Genomic DNA, 18266 nt, shown 5'->3' with positions numbered 1-18266 from the left:
CCAATGCCTCACGTCATCGTCAAGCTCTACCCGGGCAGGACCGAACAGCAGAAGCAGGCGCTCGCGAAGGCGCTCACCGAAGCGGTGATGCGCACGCTGAACTCCACCGAAGATTCCATTTCGGTCGGCATCGAGGATGTCGCCGCGAATGAATGGACGGCCAAGGTGTACGGGCCCGACATCATCGACAAGGCCGGTACGATCTACAAGAAGCCCGGCTACGAGCCGCAATGAGCTGATGGTGCCATGATCGCACCCACAGCGTTGTGATTTGCCGCTGCGACGATCGAGCGGGACAGCCTGACGCGTTCGGAGGATCATCCATGGCCATCGTCTTCATTACCGGCAGCACCGATGGGCTCGGCCGCGCCGCCGCGCAATCGCTGCTCGATCAGGGGCATCGTGTGGTGCTGCACGCGCGGACAGCCGACCGCGCCGCGGTCCTGGGCGAGTTGGGATCGCGGGCGGCCGGGATCGCGGTGGGCAATCTCAGCAGTGCTGAGGAGACGCGACAGATCGCAGACCAGGTCAACGCAATCGGCCGCATGGACGCGGTCATCCACAATGCCGGCGTCTATACGCAGCCGGGCCGCGGCGACACTCCGGAAAGCCACGCCATCACCTTCGCCGTCAACACGCTCGCACCGTACATGCTGACCGCGTTGATCGAGCGCCCGGCCCGGCTGGTGTATCTCAGCAGCGGGCTGCATCGCGGCGGTGAAGGCTCGCTGGCGGATCTCGACTGGACCAAGCGGCCCTGGGATTCGGCCAAGGCCTATGCCGAGACCAAGCTGCACGTCGTGGCCCTGGCATTTGCGCTGGCGCGACGCTGGCCCCAGGTGCTGAGCAACGCCGTCGACCCCGGCTGGGTGCGCACGCGCATGGGCGGAGCGGGCGCGCCGGTCGACATCGACACCGGGCAACGGACGCAAGCCTGGCTCGCCGTCAGTGAGGATGCCGAGGCGCAGGTCAGCGGCCGCTACTGGCATCACCTCCGGCAGCAGGAGCCGGCGCGCGAAGCCACCGATCCGGCATTCCAGGACGGGCTGATCGCGAGACTAGGCGAATTGACCGGAATTGCTCTGCCGTAGGCCCGCGCTCGTAGCTGTCGCGCTGTCCCGCAACAAGCTTCTCGCTTGCCGGACGCGGAAGCCGAGACGGTTCCAACGCGACCGAATACCTCATGTCATACCGACCTCTTGACTATATATCCGGGGGATCACGAGAGGGACGATCATGACGCGACGACAGGCTGTGTTTCCCGCCGGGCGCCAAGCGCTGTACGACAAGTATAAATATTCGGCGGCGATCCGCTCGGGCGACCTCCTATTCGTCTCAGGGCAAGTCGGGTCTCGCGAAGACGGCTCTCCGGAGCCGGATTATCAACGTCAGGTCAGGCTTGCCTTTCAGAACCTGGAGGCGGTGTTGAGTGCTGCGGGCTGCACCTCCGCAGATATCGTCGATGTCACGATGTTTCTCACCGATCCTCCATCGCAAATGGACACCCTGCTGAAAGTCCGCGACGAATTTCTTGGTGAACCACCCTATCCGAACATCACCGCTGTCGGCGTTAATTGGCTGGCCGGGTTCGATTTCGAGGTGAAGGTCGTTGCGCGCATTCCTGACGCCTGATGGCTTCTCCCCTGTCCTCCAGAGCCACCGGGAGCATGCGGTCGAATCGATCGGGCCGACGGTCCAGGATGCTCTGACGACCGGAGTGGTGCTGCCGTAATCCCGCGCGCGGGACCATCGTGACTGGCCACGAGCATGATCTCCTCCCACGAGAGCGCTGGAGATGACATCCGTTCTGCACAGCTCGCGCGGAACCCGTCTGCATTTTTTGAATGGCTCTGCCCATTGTGCCGTCTGCGGCGATGCACAATTCACCCTGACCTGTCCCCTCCCAAAGGAAGAGCCGATGAGCACGTCGAAACTGTTCGAGCCCGCCAAGCTCGGTCCGATCACGCTGGCCAATCGCATCGTGATGGCGCCGCTGACGCGCAACCGCGCTGTCGAAGGCCTCGCCGCCGGGCCGCTGACGGCCACCTATTATGCCCAGCGCGCGGACGCGGGCCTGCTGATCTCCGAGGCCAGCCAGGTCTCGCAGCAGGGCCAAGGCTATCAGGACACGCCCGGCATCTATTCGAAAGAGCAGATCGCCGGCTGGCGCAAGGTGACCGACGCCGTGCACGCTAAGGGCGGGCGCATCTTCATTCAGCTCTGGCACGTGGGCCGCATATCGCACGTCTCGCTGCAGCCGAACGGCGGCGCACCGGTCGCGCCCTCGGCCATCGCGGCCAAAACCAAGACCTTCGTCGGCGGCACCTTCGCCGATGTCTCGGCGCCGCGCGCGCTCGAGCTCAACGAGATCCCGGGAATCGTCGAGGCGTTCAGGCAGGCGGCCCTGAATGCAGTCGAGGCCGGCTTCGACGGCGTCGAGATCCACGGCGCCAACGGCTACCTGCTCGACCAGTTCGCCAAGGACGGCGCCAACAAGCGCATGGACGGTTACGGCGGATCGATCGAGAACCGCGCCCGGCTGATGCTCGAGGTCGCCAAGGCGGTCTCGGGCGCGATCGGCGCCGGCAAGACCGGCATCCGCCTGTCGCCGGTGACGCCCGCCAACGACATCAGCGACTCCAACCCGCAGGCCTTGTTCGACTACATCGTCGACCAGCTCAACGCGCTGAACCTCGTTTACATCCACGTCATCGAGGGTGCCACCGGCGGCCCGCGCGACGTCGCGCCGTTCGACTACGCCTCGCTGCGCAAGCGCTTCAAGGGCACCTACATCGCCAATAACGGCTACGATCGCGCGCTCGCCGACAAGCAGCTCGACGCCAATGCCGCCGACCTGATCGCCTTCGGCCGCCCCTTCATCGCCAACCCCGATCTGGTCGAACGCCTCAAGGCGAATGCCCCGCTCAACGAGCTCGACCGGGCCACGCTCTACGGCGGCGGCGAGAAGGGCTACACCGACTATCCGACGCTCAAGCCGGCACAGGCGGCGGAGTAGTCGTGGTTTCGTAGGGTGGGCACGGCGCGCGAGCAAGCGGAGCATGATGCCGGCAGGCATCTCGCCTTGCGCCTTTGCCCACCCTCCCGCTCAGCGACAAGCGGTGCATTCGCGGCGCCGATCGAACTAGATCATGCTTCCCGGCAGGAAGCAGCGGATGTCGATCCGCAGGCCCGTATTGAGCTCGCGATAATACACCGGCCACACCATCGGCTTGCCGACGCGGTTGGGCTCGGTCACCACCGCCTCATCCGGAACGGTCCACCAGATGCCCTCGATGCGCACGCGGTAGCGGCCGTCCTTCATCTCCCAGTCGACATCCGCCAGCGCCGTGCCGTCGGCATCCGAGCAGCAGGGCCCCTTGCTCGAGCGCAGGCCCTCGAACCAGCCCTTCAGCGGCGAGTTGACGTAGCGACCGTCCAGATCGCGCGCCATCGCGCCGGGAGCCGGAAAACCGCCCATGAGACCGAGCGCGAACGCCGCTGCAAAAACGCTCGCGGCAGATATCGACGACTGACTTCTCATGTTCATCACCTCATGGCTCGCTGCGACGGATGCGCAATAGCTCTGTGAGATCTGTGGCCGAACTACGTAGTTGATCCCGGCTCATTGCACGCGACCCGCAAATTCCTGGCACGCCCGGCGATCTCTCCCACCACGGCCGCGGGACGATTGCCCGACGTGAACCTCACGGATAGGAAGCGTGCCTGTCGTCCGGCGTGAGCGGCGGCGCGGGCGCGCCCTTCCCCACCCCAGCCTCATTCGCGCGCGCCAAACAAAAGGCCGGGATCGCTCCCGGCCTTTCGCCCATTGGACTTTGGATGCGCCCGCCTCAGAACTCCGCGCGCACCTTCAGCACCGCGGATTGTTCGAGATATTGGCTGCCGACGACGGCATTGTAGCCGAGCGAGATCGACTGGCGTTCGCCGAACGCCACGAGCTTGAGCGCGGCACCGAGTTCGGCGAGGTTGCGTTCGGGCGACGGACCCGCGGCCACGAAGGTCGCGCCGCCGCCGGCGAAGCTCGCGGTGACGTTCTGCGCCGTGTTGCCGAACTCGTGGCGCCACGCCGCCAGGGTCTCCAGGCCGAAGCCGTAGGTCGAGGTCACGAGCAAGGGGACGGTCGCGCGCAGGCCGAGGTTTGAGCGCACCGAGTTGGTCGTCTGCTTGGCGACCGCCAGGGCCGCGCCGGCAGCGCTGGTCTCGGTATAGGCCTGCTGATCGAGACGCGCATAGGTCACGCCGGCAAACGGGGTCAGCACGGCCTGATCAACCCGGACCGGCATGCCGAACTCGCCGCGCACCGTCGTCAGCCAGCCCTTGTGGCTGCCCGAGGCGGCGTCGCTGAAGCCTGCAAAGTTGATGCGCCGCGTGGTGGTGTAGTCGACCAGCGCGATGCCGGCAGAGCCGTTGACGTACCATGACGGCTGCACATAGGCGCCATAGACCGTGCCTTGATAATGCTGCATGCCGACGGCGTCGCCCGGAGCGGTCCGGTCGTCCATGCTGGAGGTGGCGTAGCCGAAGGCGGCGCCGATGCGGGACGCAGCATCGATCCGCTGATCGATACCCGCCACCAGTCCGCCGGTGTTTCCGGAATAGCCCGCGACGCCGGCCACATCAAGCTGCGAGACATTGGTGCCGATCAGGCTGCCCCACACGGTCCGCTCCGGCTCTGGCACGAGCGCCGGCGCCTTCAGCGCCGGGCGCGCCTTGGTCGCACCAAACGCCATCAGCATCGAGGTCAAAGGATCGGTCTCCGCTGCGAACGCGGAGGCCACCCGCGAATTCGGCGACGCGGCCGCGGCCGTCAGTCGGTTGTCGATCTGGGTCTGGAACAGCGCGGCGGTGCTGAGCGGCACCTGGACCTGTGCGCCATTGACGAACGGACGCAGCTGGTCGCCGGCATTGCGCACCTCCCGGTCGGTGCCGAGGCTCTGCACGGCGCCGCCGAGCGCCTGCACCTGCGCATTGCCGCCGGTGGAGGCGAACAGGCCGTTCAGGGCGGCCAGCGTGCTCGGCGAGATGCCGGCGATCGTGGCAGGCGAGCGCACGGACGCCTTCAACAGCAAGGCGCCGGTCGACGTATCCGCGGTCAAGCCGACCAGCGCGCTGGAGAAGTCGACGTCGAGCGGGGTCGCCGACACCGAGGTCGCGACGCGATAGACGTCACCGTTGCGGACGATGCTTTGCAGCGTCGGCGCGATCGTCCCCGCCCCCGCAAAGGTCACGTCGCCCGTGATGTTGCCGAGCCTGGTCGACGGCGACGCCGCCGTGCCGCCCGGGCCGAAGATCGTCGTGCGCAGCACCGCGCCGTCGACGAGTTGCACGCCGGCGCCGCCGCTGACCGTGACCTGCGACTTCATCAGATCGAGCATGCCGAAATTGACCACGCTGGCCAGACTGGTCACGCCGTCGAGCGTCAGCTCGTTGGTGCCGAGCCCATTCTGCGCGACGACATTGCCGCTGAAGCCGGTTCCCTTGAGCAGGATGGTGTTGGTCGCGCCGTCCTGGTCGTTGATCACGATGTCGCCACCGAGTTTGCCGGTGTTGACCAGATTGAAGACGCGCTCGCCGAAGAAGGTGGCGGCAACCGAGGTCGTCGCGGCGCAGAGCGGATCGGCCGTGTTGGCCCCTGCCGCCGGACAGGCGTTGCCATTGGCGTCGGTGCCCGAGCCTGAGCTGCGGAACGTGCCGTCAACGGTGCCCGCCGTGCCCTTGGCGAACGATCCGCGCGAAGCGCTCTGATCGACCGAGATCGATCCGGCGATGGTGCCGCTGTTGGTGATCTCGTGCTCGCCCGAGCCGAGATAGAGATTGCCCTGGATCAGGCCGGCATTGGTGATGACGCTGTCGCGCGGGCCGGAGTTCGAGCCGCTGCCGGTCAGCGGGAAGGTCGCGCCCGTCGCAAGGCCCGCGGCCGTGGTCAGCGGATTGGTGTCCAGCGCCAGGATGTCGCCCTTGATGACGCCCGTGGCATTGTTGGTCAGGGTCAACGCCTTGGTCTCGGCGACGGTGACGTTGCCGCTGGAGTCGAACTTGTAGAGTGGCGAATCCGGGTTGCTGCCGGGGATGGTTTCGAACTCGGCGCCGGCGAAGGCTGCGATGGCCCAGTGGCCGTCATAGAACCGGCTGGCCGCCGTCCAGCTGGTGTTGCCGATGGTGCCGGAGTTGGTCACCGTGGTGTCGGCGCGGCCAAAATAGGCGGCGGCGAAGTTGCCGGCCGCGGAGATGGTGCCGCCGGCCTTGTTGTTCACGACGAAGCTGTTGGTGTTGTCGTCGGAGAACAGCGCCGAGATGATCGCGAGGTTCGTGCCGTTGTAGCGAGCGGACGCCGTCGTGCCGACCGAAACCGTCAGCTTGGTCGGATCGAACGTGCCGAAGAAGTTCTGGGTGACGGCAAGCGTCCCGGTGTTGTTGACGGTGAACTTGTTGACCTGGCTGTCGGCCACGATGACATGCAGCCGGCCGGCGCTGAGCTGGCTGGTGGTGAGGCTGAGCCAGCCGGCATTGTTGATGATGACGTTGTTGACCGCAGGGTCCTCGTCATTGGAGAAATTGGCCGCGATCATGCCGCGGTCGGCCAAGCCCGTCTGGGTGTTGGTGGTGAGATTGCGGACGGCGGTGGAATCGAGCGTGATGGTCGCCGTCGGCGGATTTGGATTGTAGCCCGTCGCCGGGAAAGCCGGGTTGGCCGGCGTGTAGCCGTTGCCGCCGCCGGCCGGCGTCGCCGTCGCGGCCGCCGCATCATACACCGTGATCGCTGTGCTGATGGTGCCGCTGCAGGTGACGGTCACGCCGGGCGTCGTGCATTCCGCCCTCGCCTCGCCGGCAGCCATCCATGTCGACAACAGCACGACACTCGCGGCGGCTGCTTCGCTGCGCTTCCTGTTCTTAGATCTCACCCGACGCCCCCAACTACGCAATACATACGCTTCTTGTTGATGAGCGATTGCATCGAAACCTTGGCAAGAGGCTGCGAGGCGAAATTTTCTCGAAATAACAGGGACAAAATCCAACTAACAATCTAATTAGTAGGCAACAACGGGCTATTTGTTGCGATTGGAGAGCGCCCACATCGACACGACTGATTGGATGGGAAGACACTCCGACCCGGAGCGAAGACGATCGCGACGCGCCGGCGCCTGCCCCTCCCGGCATCGAGCCAAAAACGAAAAGGCCGGGATTTCTCCCGGCCTTCCTGCCACGGTGGGGGGCTTTCCGTGGAGCGGCGCGACTGCGCCTATGCGATGCCGCCGTCCTCGACGCGTCAGAACTTGGCGCGGATGCCGGCATAGGCGGCGAGCGGCATGCCCGGCACCATGCTGCGCGGATCGTTGAAGGCGAACGCGTTGCCACCGCCGGCCGTGTTGAAGCCGGCCGTATCGAACACGGCGCCCGCCGAGTAGTAGCGCTGGTTGAACAAGTTCTGGACCAGGCCGAACACCTCGACGTTCTTAGTCACCTGATAGGACGTGTTCAGATTGACGACCCAGTAGGACGGGACCTTCGGATAGACATTGGTCTCGTCCCGCAGCAGATACTGGGTGCCGACATAGTTCACGCTGGCGCCGACCTTCCAGGCATCCGTCACGGCATATTCAGCCCCGAACTTCAGGCGATGCGCCGGAATGCCGGGAATGTGGTTGCCGGACACGACGCCGACCGGAATGCCCAGGAACGGATCGTTCACGTCGAAGGCGCTGCGGAAGGTGGCGTCGATGAACGTGTAGTTGGCGTAGGCGCTCCACCGGTTCCAGGCGAGGTCGAGCTTGGCCTCGACACCCTGGCGCAGGGTGGTGCCGGCGTTCTTGAAATAGCCGCGCACGGGGTTCGCCGGATCGACGACGTTGATGATGTCGTCCGAATTCTCGGTGCGGAACACGCTCAGGCCCCAGCGCAGCCGCCAGCCATCGTCGAGGATCGGGGCCTTGACCGGCGCCTTGCGATAGGCCGGCAGATCGGCGGCCAGCGCCGAGCGGCCGCCGGAGATCTCGCCGCGCAGGCCGCCTTCGATGGTGCGGGACACCACCTGCTTCAGCGGCGGATCGGCGATCAGGAAGTTGTCGATCAGACACGGATTGGCCGGATCCGAACAGCCGAGCTCGAGCGGCGTCGGCGCGCGGTTGGCCTCGGAGTAGCCGGCATAGGCGGTCATGTTGGGCGTAATCTTGTAGGTCAGGCCGACCACCGGGTTGAAGCGCTGGAAGTTGTTGTTGCTGTTGAGCAGCGGCGCGAATCCGGTCTGGTCGCGCAGGTTGATCTGCGCCCAGTTGAAGCGGCCGCCGGCGGTCAGCGCCAGCTGCGAGGTGATGTCGAAGGTATTGGTGGCGTAGATGCCAAGATAGGTGTTCTTGGCGTTCAGGTTGACCGGCGCAAGGCCGGCATCGGGCTGATCGATGTAGACGCCGAGTCCGGTCACGAACAGCCGGTCGTCGATGGTACCGAGCTCGGAGGTCGCCCGGAAGTTGGTGTTGCCGTGATCGACGCTGGCGCCGACGACGAAATGATTGTCATGGCCGAACAGCTGGGTGGTCGAGGTCGCCTGCAGCGAGCCGCCATAGCTGTCGGTCTTCACCGTATTGCGGTCGATCTGGCCAAGCGCGATATTGCCTGCCAGCGTGTTGGCGGTCGGGCCCGCGCGATTGATCGGGAGGTCGTTCCCGTTGGCGTCCTCGATGACGAACTCGCCGTTGTCGTCCTCCACCTCGGAGCCGTTGCCGTCGATGCGCGAGGATTTGTAATTGCGGTAGTAGCCATTGGCCTGGACCGACAGCGTATCGGTCGGCGCCCATTTGAGGCTGGCCTGCACCATCTGCATCTGCAGATGCAGCGACTGCGGCCAGGTGTAGACGCTGGACCAGCGCCGGTTCAGCATCTCGATCGGCGTCGCCGCCACCGAGCCGAGCTTGTTGTCGGCGCCGGTGAAGGAGAGATGGAATTCCGTCGTGTCGCCGCGCGCGCCGAAATCGGCATACATGCGCCGGATCTGCGATGCCGAAGAATAGTCGCGCCAGCCGCGGTCATAGGCGCCTTCCGCCGCGATATAGGCCGAGTAGGTGCCGTTGTTCCAGCCATATTGCGCGCCCGACTGGACGCGGCCAAACGAGCCGCCGAACAGCTGCGTCTCGGCGCCCTGGTAGTTGAAGCCGTTCTTCATCTCGATCGACATCGCGCCGCCGGTGGCGTTGAGGCCGAACAGCGGATTGTTCGGCATCAAGGTCATGCGCGCGATCGCCATCTCCGGGATCAGGTCCCAGTTGACGATGTCGCCGAAGGCCTCGTTGATGCGGGTGCCGTTCTGATAGACGGCGATGCCCTGCGGCGTGCCGAGCACCGGCGAGGCGGTCTGGCCGCGGTAGTCGAGGTCGCGCTGGAACGGGTTGCCGGTCTGGTCGCTGAGCGAGACGCCCGGCATCGACTGCAGAATGCCGTCGAGCAGCGACGGAGTCCGGGTGCGATCGAGATCCTTCGCGGTGATCGTCTGGACGTTGGAGGGGATCTTGTCTCTCGCCATTTCGCTGCCCTGTACGGGCGAGACGTTGACGACATCAAAGGTCGGTAGAGCATCCTGCGCGGATGCCATTGCAGGCAGAAACGCACACGTCGCGAGAAGTGCGCTCTTCAGCGCCGAGAGTCTGGTCAAGACGTCCCCCAGTTTCTGATCGACCCGACCCGGCGCCAGCTCGCCCCACGAGCTGCACCCCCGCCAAATCCAGTCGATTCACACGATTTTACGAACGGTAATATTGGTAAATAGCGCCCATAGCGGCCGCAACGGGCAATATTCTTCCCTCCCTAGGGAGATTCTTCCCGAATCCGGAAATCGGCGATCATTTTGCCTTGGTGCGCCCTCGGCTCCGCCGCATTGTCGCACCCGGTGCTGGTTTGCAACGGAACCGGGATGATAGAACACATCGGCGCCGCCTGCGCCTTCAGGGCAAGACCGTCACTCGGATGTATCGCGTTCTGCTTGTTGATGACCACCCGGTCGTGATCACGGCCTGCCGCTGGCTGCTCAATGCGGCCGGAATCGGCGCCGTGTCCGAGGCGCATGACGCGGACAGCGGCTACGAGGCCTATGTTCGCGACCGGCCCGATGCGGCCGTGGTCGATCTGCGCCTGCACGGCGATGAGCGCGGCGGCATCGGCCTGATCGAGCGCATGCGCTCGCATGATCCGCGCGCCCGCATCCTGGTGTTCAGCATGCTGGCCGACCCCCGCATCGTCCGCTCCGCGATCGACGCAGGCGCCAGCGGCTATCTGCTCAAGGATGCACCGCCGCATGAACTGCCCAGGGCGCTGGAGCAGATCAGGAGCGGCGGCACCTATCTCGACCCGGATCTCGCAAAGCGTATTGCGCTGTTGGGCACCGAGGCCGATGGAGGCGCGACCGCACAGCTCACGCCCCGCGAGCGCCAAGCGATCGCCCTGCTGGCGCAGGCGAAATCCTATCAGGCGATCGCCGACCAGCTCGGCATCAGCTACAAGACGGTCATCAACCTGACCTACCGGCTGCGGCAAAAACTCGGTGCCCGCAGCCTGCCGGACCTGGTCCGCCTCGCGGTGGAGATGTCACGGCCGGGCGCGTGATCAAGCCGCGCCCACAAGCAGAAGGCCCACGACGGTGTCCCGTCGCGGGCCTCATCCCATGTCGAACGGTCCGGGACGGACCGCGTGCTTACTTCAAAAGCTTGGCGACCGACTTCAGCTCTTTCGCGTCGAGCGTGCCGTCATTGTCAGGATCGGCAGCCTTGAAGCGGCCCTCGACCAGCGCCATGTACTCGCCCTTGGTCAGGGTCCCGTCATTGTCGGGATCGGCGGCCTTGAGATCCTTGGCCGAGACGCGGCCGCGCAGTTCCTTGACATCCAGCGTGCCGTCATGGTCGCGATCGAGGCGATCGAACAGCGCGAGGGCCGCGGCGCGAACCTCGTTCATGTCGGCGGTGCCGTCCTTGTCCGGGTCGATGGATACCAGCAGCTTCGAGGGAGCCGGTGCGCTCACCGCCATCGTGGAAGCGCCGACAATCGCAGCCATGCCGACGGCGGCTGCCGTCATCATCAGTTTCCAATTCATCGAATTGATCCTTTGTCTCCGCCGTCCAACGGGGGCGGCGATGAAGGGCGCGGTAACAACGTTGACGCGCACCAGCGGTTTCACCGCGGCGACGCGTGACGTTGACCTATGGGACGTGTTCCAATTTCGCAAGTGCAAGAACGAGACGTCCGGGAATTTACTGTAGGCGGGCCGGGACTAGAACCTGGGCCCATGCAGGAAATATCTCCCGGGTCGGTCGCGACGCGGCCCATCCTCACGGGCGACGGGGCCTGCTCCCGCCTCGGCACGGGCATTGGCGGCAAGGTGGCGCCCCCGCTTCGCTGCGCGTCGCGGCTTTGGCGCCTCGGCGATACTCATGTCCGCTGCCGGCGCCGCCTGCCCTGCGGCCTCGACGTCCTTTCCGGACGACGCGCGCCTGACATGCGTGACGCGACCATGCTCCGCCTCGGGCGGCGCCATCGCGGCTTCGCGTCCGTTGCGCGATCGGGCGATCACGGGCTTGGCGCAGCCGTGCTCGGATCTGGCGCAGCTCTTCCTCGCGTGCTTGCCGACCTGGGTCTGCTTCCACCAGGCCTCCAACTGATCTCGCAGCGATTCTTCCGCAACGGCGGCCCCAGGCACCACACTCAGCAGGGACAACAGGAGTGCGATCGTCAGTCCCGACCGCATCGGCTGGAGAGATCGGCGGCGACGATGACCGAAAGTGCGAAGCACGGGCACATCCATTCTCTGGCTGATGCGGCGATCAGCGATACATGCTGCAGCGCATGTTTTCCCCGCTCTATGACCTCAATGTGTTTGCAACACGCCACATTCATCGCAGCGCTGAGATTCATTCGCGGATGGGACGCCATATTGTATCGGTGAAGATATCCCGATCGGCTTGCCGAAACATCCCTATTGCCTTCGAACCAAACAATCAGCTGAGAAATGCGGCGATCCGCAACGGATCGTTCCCGATTGCGTCACCTTTCAGCCGAGACTACCGCATTTTTTTGCCGCTCCGACTCGTTAGCTGCTGAAGTCACGGGGAGCGCGAGGATATGCAATCGGCGGGCATTGCAAGACGACGATCTGGACGAGGAGGATCGCGATGGATCATGGCCGCCGCCACCCTCCTGTTCGCGCCGTTCGCTGCGCGGGCCGAAGAGATCCAGGGTAACGATCCCGCCTCCCCCGGTCACTTCCAGATCGAGCAGCGGTTCGGCTATCTCACCACGTTCAATCCGCAGCAGAACGGCGGACGCCGCGTGCCGCAGCGCGCGCTGACCGGTGAGACCGAGATCGGCTATTCGCCGACCGAATGGTACGAAATCGCGCTGACCTCGCCTTATGCGTTCGCGCGCGCCAACGTCCCGATGGCACTGGGCAACGTGATGGACAATGGCGTGCCCGGTTACTCATTCCAGTCCGGCGGCGTGACGATACGCCAGACCTTCATCCAGGGCGACCGGCTCGAGCGCACGGTGTTCCTCGGCCTCGTCTCACGCACCATCCTGGCGCCGCAGGGCGGCCTGACGCCGGATCTATGGGTCGCCAACAAGGGCGCCGCCGGTCAGCCGGGCGCGCCTCGTTTCGTGCAGGAGGCCATGCCGCGCGTGTCGCAGATGATCACGCCGATCGTCGGCGTCAATCTGCCCAACGACTACCAGTTGATCTTCAACGCCAACATGACCTTCGGCGTCGTCGGCGCCGGCTCGGCCTTCGAGCCATCGGTCCGTTTCGTCAAGCGCCTGAGCGACCGCTGGACGGTTGGCATCGAGCATTTCTCCAATCTCGGGCCGATCGGCCACATCCTGCCCTGGCATCAGCAGATGCAGACGCTCTATGCGGTGGCCGACACCCGCTTCAAGGGTTTCGAGTTTAGCTTCGGCGTCGGCTACGGCCTGACGAATGCCTCGCGCGGCCTCGCGATCAAGACCAGCATCGGCAAGGATTTCTGAATCTCCGCGCGCCCTGCTCATACCAACTCCATCCAAGCAAAAGGATTCGTCATGCGTCGCTCCGTCACCGTCTGTGCCGTTCTCCTCCTGGCTGGCTCCGCCGCCTCAGCCGAGGACGGGCCGCGCTTTCTCAACCGCACCGGGCAGACGATCGTGAAAATGTACCTGGCGGCCGCGGGCACCAAGAACTGGGGTGCCGACCAGTGCAAGAACGACGACGAGGGCATGGTCGACCACAACGAGCGCATGACCCTGGCCGGCGTCAAGTCAGGGCGCTACGACATCAAGCTGTCCGAACAAGGCGGCCGCACCTGCATCGCCAAGAACATCGAGCTGAAGGAAGGCGCGCAGTTCGTCGTGCGCGACACCGATTTGACAGACTGCTCCAAATAGCGCGAGCGCTATCTCATTCGGCATCCCAAGCCGCTGTCGCCGCTCACGATCTTGCTTACTGGGGACGCATGCGGATCGGGATGACCAGCGACGTTTGCGCCTGGGTCATCTCGGCCGGAAATGGCGGGAACGGCTGGGCACGATCGACCAGTTCGAGCGCGGCTCGGTCCACGGTGGCGGAGCCGGAACTCGCGGCGATCCGGCGCGAGACGAGGCGTCCGTTGCGCGCGATGACAGCGCTGACGCTGACCAATCCTCCCTCTTTGCCGCCGGCCGCCGCGGTGTTGTAGCGCCGGAAATGGGCGATGAACTCGCTATTCCAACTGGCCCTGCCCTGACGCGCCCCCTCGCTATCGGCACCGGCATTCGGCGCAGCAGCCGAACGCGCCGGGCGGCTTGGCCGTGCCGCAACCTGCTTGGCTGGCGCAGGCTTCTTCTCCGCCTTCTCCTTGGCGTCTTTCTTCTCGACCGGCTTGCGCTCGACGCGCTCCGGCTGAGGAGCGGGCTTTGCTTCCGGCGGCTTGGCCTCGACCGGCTTCGGCGGCGGTGGCGGCGGCAGCACGACGTCGTCGGCGCGCGGCGGTTCGGGCGCGAGCGCGACCTGCGGAGCGGGCTCCGGCGATGGCATCACGTCGGGCACCGGCTCCGGCTGCGCCATGACCTGCGGCTCAGGCTCGGAGGACGGCTGCGGCGCGGGCTCGGCGACGGCCTCGCGCGCAACGGGCTCCTCCTTGACCTCTTCCTTTGGTGGTTCGACCGGCGTCGAGGGCTCGGCCTGTGGCGTGTCCTGGATCGCGGGAGCGGGTTCGCTCACGACCGCCGGCGTGAACACGACATCGAACGCCGGAGCTTCGGCGCGCCCTTGCGGAGCAGGACGCAGCAGCAAATAGCCAATGGCGAGTCCGACATGCAGCCCCGCCACCACCAGCGCCGCCGTCGTCCACAGCGCCCGCTCGCGGCGGTCTTCATTCTCGAACGGATCGAGCGTCAGGACGCTCATGGCGCGGCCCGGTCTTCCAGCGCGACCAGCGCCACCTTGGTGTAGCCGGCGCGACGCAGCGTGTTCATCAGCGCCATCACCTCGCCATAGGGCAGCGTCTGGTCGGCGCGCAGCAGCACGCGCTGGCCGTGATCGGACTTCGTCGCCGCATCCAGCGTGGCGGCGATGTCGGCCTGCGCGACGCTTTGATCACCCACGGCGAGCGACCGGTCAGCCTTGAACGTCACGAACACCGGCGTCTCCGCGCGCGGCTGCGGCTCGGCCGAGATCGCCGGCAGATTGACGGGAATATCGACGGTGGCGAGCGGCGCGGCCACCATGAAGATGATCAGCAGCACCAGCATGACGTCGATGAACGGCGTCACGTTGATGTCGTGCGTCTCCTCGAACTCGTCGGGACGCTTGGCGAGCTTGACCGCCATGGCTCACTCCGCGGGATTGACGATCGACATCAGCGGCGCGTCGACCGCGCGGATGGCGCTGCGCCGGGCCTCAGCGGGACCCGCGTGCTGCCGGTCGAGATCGCGGCTGAGCAGGCGCATGACGGCGACCGACGCATCGGCGATGACGGCGCGATAGCCGCCGGTGGCCCGCGCGAACAGGTTGTAGATGACCACGGCGGGAATCGCGGCGGCGAGGCCGAACGCGGTCGCGAGCAGTGCCTCGGCAATACCCGGCGCGACCACGGCGAGGTTGGTCGTATGGGCATGCGAGATGCCGATGAAGCTGTTCATGATGCCCCAGACCGTGCCGAACAGGCCGACGAAGGGCGCGACGGCGCCGACGGTCGCGAGGATGCCGATGCCGCGGCCGATGCGCGACACGGCCGCCGCTTCGATCCGCTCGAACTGCCAGGCCACGCGCTCCTTGATGCCGTCGGCCGGCAGGCCGCGGGACTTCTCGATCTCGTCCTCGGCGGTGGCAAGCAGGCGGCTGACGACGCCGCCTTCGGCGGAAACGCCGCCCGTCGCGTCGGAGAGCGATCGCGCCGCGACCGAGATGCTCAGCGCCGCCCGCCCCTTGCGCAGCGCCGAACGCAGCTGGATCGTCTTGACGACGAGCACGGTCCAGGTCGCAACCGAGGCCAGCGCCAGCCCGATCATGACGGCCTTCACGACGAAGTCGGCCTGCAGGAACATCGTCCAGGGCGACAGCGCCTCGGGCAGCGGGCTCGCCAGACTGGCGATCTGTGCCTGGTCCATGATCGTACTCCCTCGTGGCCCCGTGAGATTGGTGATCACGATGGTGGCGCCGTCACGGAATCGCGCAGCGCCGGATCGTGTCGAGGCCTTGTTGTGTCGCGGTCTTGGGGCAAAGTCGCGGCGAAGGTCGCGATCATCCCGATCGTGAAAGAGTGCCGCCTGTGCCTATCGGCTTCAAGGCACTTGAGGTGTGGAAGTTGTCCCCAATGATCCGGGAAAAACTCCCGATCGGAACGGGAGCCGTTGACGTCGTAGGCAAAGGAAAAGGCCGGGATTGCTCCCGGCCTTCTTGATTTGGATCGCCTCTGTCCAGGCGAGAGAGGGTCGAGCGAGAAGGCTTACTTCGCCTCGGCGCGCTTCGGCGGCGAGGCCGGCCACGACTTGATCAGGGTGTCGTAGTCGACGGTCTCGCCCTTCGGCTTCTCGTTCGCGAGCTTGCGCTGCGGAGCGATGTTGCCGTCCTTGGCCGACTTGTTGAACCAGAACTCGGCCGATTCCTTCTTGTTCAGCTTCGGACCGCAGTCGCCCTGGACCTTGGACTTCTCGAGACGCTCGAGGACGGAGTCTTGGGCGGCCGCGAGCGCGTCCATCGCGGCTTGCGGCGTCTTCGCACCGGACGACGCATCGCCGATGTTCTGCCACCACAACTGCGCGAGCTTCGGATAGTCGGGCACGTTGTTGCCGGTCGGGGTCCACTGCACGCGCGCGGGCGAGCGGTAGAACTCGATCAGGCCACCGAGCTTCGGCGCACGCTCGGTGAACGACTTGTCCCAGATGTCGGATTCACGGATGAAGGTGAGGCCGACATGGCTCTTCTTCAGGCTGACCGACTTCGACACGATGAACTGCAGGTACAGCCAGGCGGCCTTGCGGCGATCCGGCGGGGTCGACTTCAGCAGCGTCGCCGAACCGGCGTCCTGGTAGCCGAGCTTCATGCCCTCCTTCCAGTACGAGCCGTGCGGCGACGGCGCCATGCGCCACTTCGGCGAGCCGTCCGCATTCACCACCGGCAGCCCGGGCTTCACCATGTCGGCGGTGAAGGCGGTGTACCAGAAGATCTGCTGGGCGACGTTGCCCTGCGCCGGGACCGGACCGGCCTCGGAGAAGGTCATGCCCTGCGCCTGCGGCGGCGCGTACTTCTTCATCCAGTCGAGATATTTGGTGATCGAGTAGACGGCCGCGGGACCGTTGGTGTCGCCGCCGCGCTCGATCGAGGAGCCGACCGGACGGCAGCCTTCCATGCGGATGCCCCATTCGTCGACGGGCAGGCCGTTCGGGATGCCCTTGTCGCCGTTGCCGGCCATCGACAGCCAGGCGTCGGTGAAACGCCAGCCGAGCGAGGGATCCTTCTTGCCGTAGTCCATGTGACCATAGACCTTGACGCCGTTGATCTCCTTGATGTCGTTCGTGAAGAACTCGGCGATGTCCTCATAGGCCGACCAGTTCACGGGAACGCCGAGCTCGTAGCCATACTTGGCCTTGAACTTGGCCTTGTAGTCCGGGTTGGTGAACCAGTCGTAGCGGAACCAGTAGAGGTTCGCGAACTGCTGGACCGGGAGCTGATACAGCTTGCCGTCCGGCGCGGTCGTGAACGACTTGCCGATGAAGTCGTCAACGTCGAGACCGGGATTGGTGACGTCCTTGCCCTCGCCCTTCATGTAGTCCGAGAGCGCGACGGTCTGGCCGTAGCGGAAGTGGGTGCCGATCAGGTCGGAGTCGTTGATCCAGCCGTCATAGACGTTCTTGCCGGACTGCATCTGGGTCTGCAGCTTCTCGACGACGTCGCCTTCCTGGATCAGGTCGTGCTTCAGCTTGATGCCGGTGATCTCGCTGAACGCCTTGGCCAGGGTCTTGGCTTCATACTCGTGCGTCGTGATGGTCTCGGAGACGACGTTGATCTCCATGCCCTTGAAGGGCTCGGCCGCCTTCGCGAACCACTGCAGCTCCTTGAGCTGCTGTTCCTTCGACAGGGTCGAGGGCTGGAATTCGCTGTCGATCCACTTCTGGATCGTGGCGTCGTCGGCGAGCGCCGGGATGGACAACGTCATGGTCGCGGCAAACAGCGCCACCGCGCTGGTCATCGCAAGATAGCTGGCCTTGCCTGGGTGATGCTTCCGTTTCAAGTGTCGCATGGTTTCCTCCTTGCAGCGACAGACGTATCCAGGTCCGGGTTGGCCCCGGATCTGCCCTTCTTCGCTTGCGTCAGACGGTGCGAAAGATCGCAACGGCTGATGCCAGCGAAATTGCGGTCGCGAGCCACAGGCTCGAAACCTCAAAACCTTCCTCGCCGATCGGCAAGGTCGCAATTGTATCGGTGCCGACCAGCCCGATCCATGCGAGATGAATAACGGCGGCTGTTATCAGCGAGATGAACAGGCGATCACCGCGCGTCGTCGGGATGCGCAGCACGCCGACTCGCTCGGCCTCCGGATAGCGCGCCGCAAGCAAGGTCATGATCCCGAGCGTGCAGGCCAGCGCGGCGAAAAAGATCGCGGTCGGCAAGGTCCACGCCATCCATGCGATGCTGTCCATGGCTAGTAGCTCCAGGCGATGGTGAGCCCCCTCCCCCGCTTGCGGGGGAGGGTTGGGGTGGGGGCGCCCCGATTCGGACGGCCCGAGTGGATAGAGGCCCCCACCCGCATCGCATCTGGCGA

Annotated in this window: 16 protein-coding genes; 7 read left to right on the top strand and 9 right to left on the bottom strand. The window is 65.4% G+C overall.

The features are described 5' to 3' along the window. The first annotated feature begins 3 nt into the window (after window positions 1–3). The 4 genes from ACQR0Z_RS13550 (at window position 4) to ACQR0Z_RS13535 (ending at window position 3016) form a co-directional block, all read left to right on the top strand. Entirely contained in the window at window positions 4–234 is a 231-nt protein-coding gene (locus ACQR0Z_RS13550) for a tautomerase family protein (protein WP_434857119.1), read from the top strand. An 89-nt stretch (window positions 235–323) separates the two neighbouring features. Further along, window positions 324–1091, top strand: a complete 768-nt coding sequence (locus ACQR0Z_RS13545) for an SDR family NAD(P)-dependent oxidoreductase (protein WP_434876984.1) — start codon at window positions 324–326, stop codon at window positions 1089–1091. Between the two features lie 145 nt (window positions 1092–1236). Next, the gene (locus ACQR0Z_RS13540) at window positions 1237–1632 is read left to right on the top strand and encodes a RidA family protein (RefSeq protein ID WP_434857121.1); all 396 of its coding nucleotides are present in this window, start codon (window positions 1237–1239) and stop codon (window positions 1630–1632) included. Between the two features lie 286 nt (window positions 1633–1918). Then, on the top strand, window positions 1919–3016 hold the full coding sequence (locus ACQR0Z_RS13535; protein WP_434918940.1) for an alkene reductase: 1098 nt from the start codon (window positions 1919–1921) through the stop codon (window positions 3014–3016). Window positions 3017–3142: 126 nt separating this feature from the next. On the opposite strand, the gene ACQR0Z_RS13530 is transcribed toward ACQR0Z_RS13535, so the two are convergent. From ACQR0Z_RS13530 to ACQR0Z_RS13520, 3 genes are all read right to left on the bottom strand, one after another. Further along, window positions 3143–3478, bottom strand: coding sequence for a hypothetical protein (locus tag ACQR0Z_RS13530; protein ID WP_434857257.1), 336 nt, complete (start codon window positions 3476–3478; stop codon window positions 3143–3145). A gap of 370 nt (window positions 3479–3848) precedes the next feature. After that, the gene (locus tag ACQR0Z_RS13525) at window positions 3849–6920 is read right to left on the bottom strand and encodes an autotransporter domain-containing protein (RefSeq protein WP_434918939.1); all 3072 of its coding nucleotides are present in this window, start codon (window positions 6918–6920) and stop codon (window positions 3849–3851) included. A gap of 365 nt (window positions 6921–7285) precedes the next feature. Continuing rightward, entirely contained in the window at window positions 7286–9661 is a 2376-nt protein-coding gene (locus ACQR0Z_RS13520) for a TonB-dependent receptor (protein WP_434918938.1), read from the bottom strand. A gap of 311 nt (window positions 9662–9972) precedes the next feature. Between ACQR0Z_RS13520 and ACQR0Z_RS13515 the strand changes: the two genes are divergently transcribed. Next, on the top strand, window positions 9973–10608 hold the full coding sequence (locus ACQR0Z_RS13515) for a response regulator transcription factor (RefSeq protein ID WP_434919309.1): 636 nt from the start codon (window positions 9973–9975) through the stop codon (window positions 10606–10608). 88 nt (window positions 10609–10696) lie between these two features. Here ACQR0Z_RS13515 and ACQR0Z_RS13510 read toward each other — a convergent pair whose 3' ends face one another. Next, a complete protein-coding gene (locus tag ACQR0Z_RS13510) occupies window positions 10697–11053 on the bottom strand; it encodes an EF-hand domain-containing protein (protein WP_434857258.1) in 357 nt (118 codons plus the stop codon). Window positions 11054–12174: 1121 nt separating this feature from the next. On the opposite strand from ACQR0Z_RS13510, the gene ACQR0Z_RS13505 reads away from it, so the two are divergent. Further along, a complete protein-coding gene (locus ACQR0Z_RS13505) occupies window positions 12175–13017 on the top strand; it encodes a hypothetical protein (protein WP_434857127.1) in 843 nt (280 codons plus the stop codon). A gap of 51 nt (window positions 13018–13068) precedes the next feature. After that, window positions 13069–13410 (top strand): hypothetical protein, encoded by a 342-nt coding sequence (locus ACQR0Z_RS13500; RefSeq protein WP_434857128.1) that lies wholly within the window; start codon window positions 13069–13071, stop codon window positions 13408–13410. Window positions 13411–13465: 55 nt separating this feature from the next. On the opposite strand, the gene ACQR0Z_RS13495 is transcribed toward ACQR0Z_RS13500, so the two are convergent. The 5 genes from ACQR0Z_RS13495 to ACQR0Z_RS13475 form a co-directional block, all read right to left on the bottom strand. Beyond that, window positions 13466–14410: a TonB family protein gene (locus ACQR0Z_RS13495; protein ID WP_434918937.1), complete on the bottom strand. Its 945-nt coding sequence runs from the start codon at window positions 14408–14410 to the stop codon at window positions 13466–13468. After that, on the bottom strand, window positions 14407–14832 hold the full coding sequence (exbD, locus tag ACQR0Z_RS13490; RefSeq protein WP_434857130.1) for a TonB system transport protein ExbD: 426 nt from the start codon (window positions 14830–14832) through the stop codon (window positions 14407–14409). Before exbD ends, ACQR0Z_RS13495 begins: the two co-directional genes overlap by 4 nt. A 3-nt stretch (window positions 14833–14835) precedes the next feature. After that, on the bottom strand, window positions 14836–15612 hold the full coding sequence (gene exbB / locus ACQR0Z_RS13485; protein ID WP_434918936.1) for a tonB-system energizer ExbB: 777 nt from the start codon (window positions 15610–15612) through the stop codon (window positions 14836–14838). 338 nt (window positions 15613–15950) lie between these two features. Beyond that, on the bottom strand, window positions 15951–17693 hold the full coding sequence (locus ACQR0Z_RS13480) for an ABC transporter substrate-binding protein (protein ID WP_434836470.1): 1743 nt from the start codon (window positions 17691–17693) through the stop codon (window positions 15951–15953). A gap of 121 nt (window positions 17694–17814) precedes the next feature. After that, a complete protein-coding gene (locus ACQR0Z_RS13475) occupies window positions 17815–18144 on the bottom strand; it encodes a DUF2160 domain-containing protein (protein WP_434857132.1) in 330 nt (109 codons plus the stop codon). Window positions 18145–18266 lie beyond the last annotated feature (122 nt).

The organism is Bradyrhizobium sp. HKCCYLS3077, assembly GCF_051167555.1.
Lineage (GTDB): Bacteria > Pseudomonadota > Alphaproteobacteria > Rhizobiales > Xanthobacteraceae > Bradyrhizobium.
Note: the sequence above shows the minus strand (reverse complement) of the source record. Positions and strands in the feature narration are given on the sequence as shown.

Excerpts from the sequence above, each read along its gene's own strand:
- ACQR0Z_RS13505 (WP_434857127.1), top strand. The coding sequence starts at position 12,175 with ATGGCCGCCGCCACCCTCCTGTTCGCGCCGTTCGCTGCGCGGGCCGAA.
- ACQR0Z_RS13535 (WP_434918940.1), top strand. The coding sequence starts at position 1,919 with ATGAGCACGTCGAAACTGTTCGAGCCCGCCAAGCTCGGTCCGATCACG.
- ACQR0Z_RS13475 (WP_434857132.1), bottom strand. The coding sequence starts at position 18,144 with ATGGACAGCATCGCATGGATGGCGTGGACCTTGCCGACCGCGATCTTT.
- ACQR0Z_RS13545 (WP_434876984.1), top strand. The coding sequence starts at position 324 with ATGGCCATCGTCTTCATTACCGGCAGCACCGATGGGCTCGGCCGCGCC.
- exbD (WP_434857130.1), bottom strand. The coding sequence starts at position 14,832 with ATGGCGGTCAAGCTCGCCAAGCGTCCCGACGAGTTCGAGGAGACGCAC.
- ACQR0Z_RS13550 (WP_434857119.1), top strand. The coding sequence starts at position 4 with ATGCCTCACGTCATCGTCAAGCTCTACCCGGGCAGGACCGAACAGCAG.
- ACQR0Z_RS13515 (WP_434919309.1), top strand. The coding sequence starts at position 9,973 with ATGTATCGCGTTCTGCTTGTTGATGACCACCCGGTCGTGATCACGGCC.
- ACQR0Z_RS13540 (WP_434857121.1), top strand. The coding sequence starts at position 1,237 with ATGACGCGACGACAGGCTGTGTTTCCCGCCGGGCGCCAAGCGCTGTAC.
- ACQR0Z_RS13480 (WP_434836470.1), bottom strand. The coding sequence starts at position 17,693 with ATGACCAGCGCGGTGGCGCTGTTTGCCGCGACCATGACGTTGTCCATC.
- ACQR0Z_RS13530 (WP_434857257.1), bottom strand. The coding sequence starts at position 3,478 with ATGGGCGGTTTTCCGGCTCCCGGCGCGATGGCGCGCGATCTGGACGGT.
- ACQR0Z_RS13510 (WP_434857258.1), bottom strand. The coding sequence starts at position 11,053 with ATGGCTGCGATTGTCGGCGCTTCCACGATGGCGGTGAGCGCACCGGCT.
- exbB (WP_434918936.1), bottom strand. The coding sequence starts at position 15,612 with ATGGACCAGGCACAGATCGCCAGTCTGGCGAGCCCGCTGCCCGAGGCG.
- ACQR0Z_RS13500 (WP_434857128.1), top strand. The coding sequence starts at position 13,069 with ATGCGTCGCTCCGTCACCGTCTGTGCCGTTCTCCTCCTGGCTGGCTCC.
- ACQR0Z_RS13495 (WP_434918937.1), bottom strand. The coding sequence starts at position 14,410 with ATGAGCGTCCTGACGCTCGATCCGTTCGAGAATGAAGACCGCCGCGAG.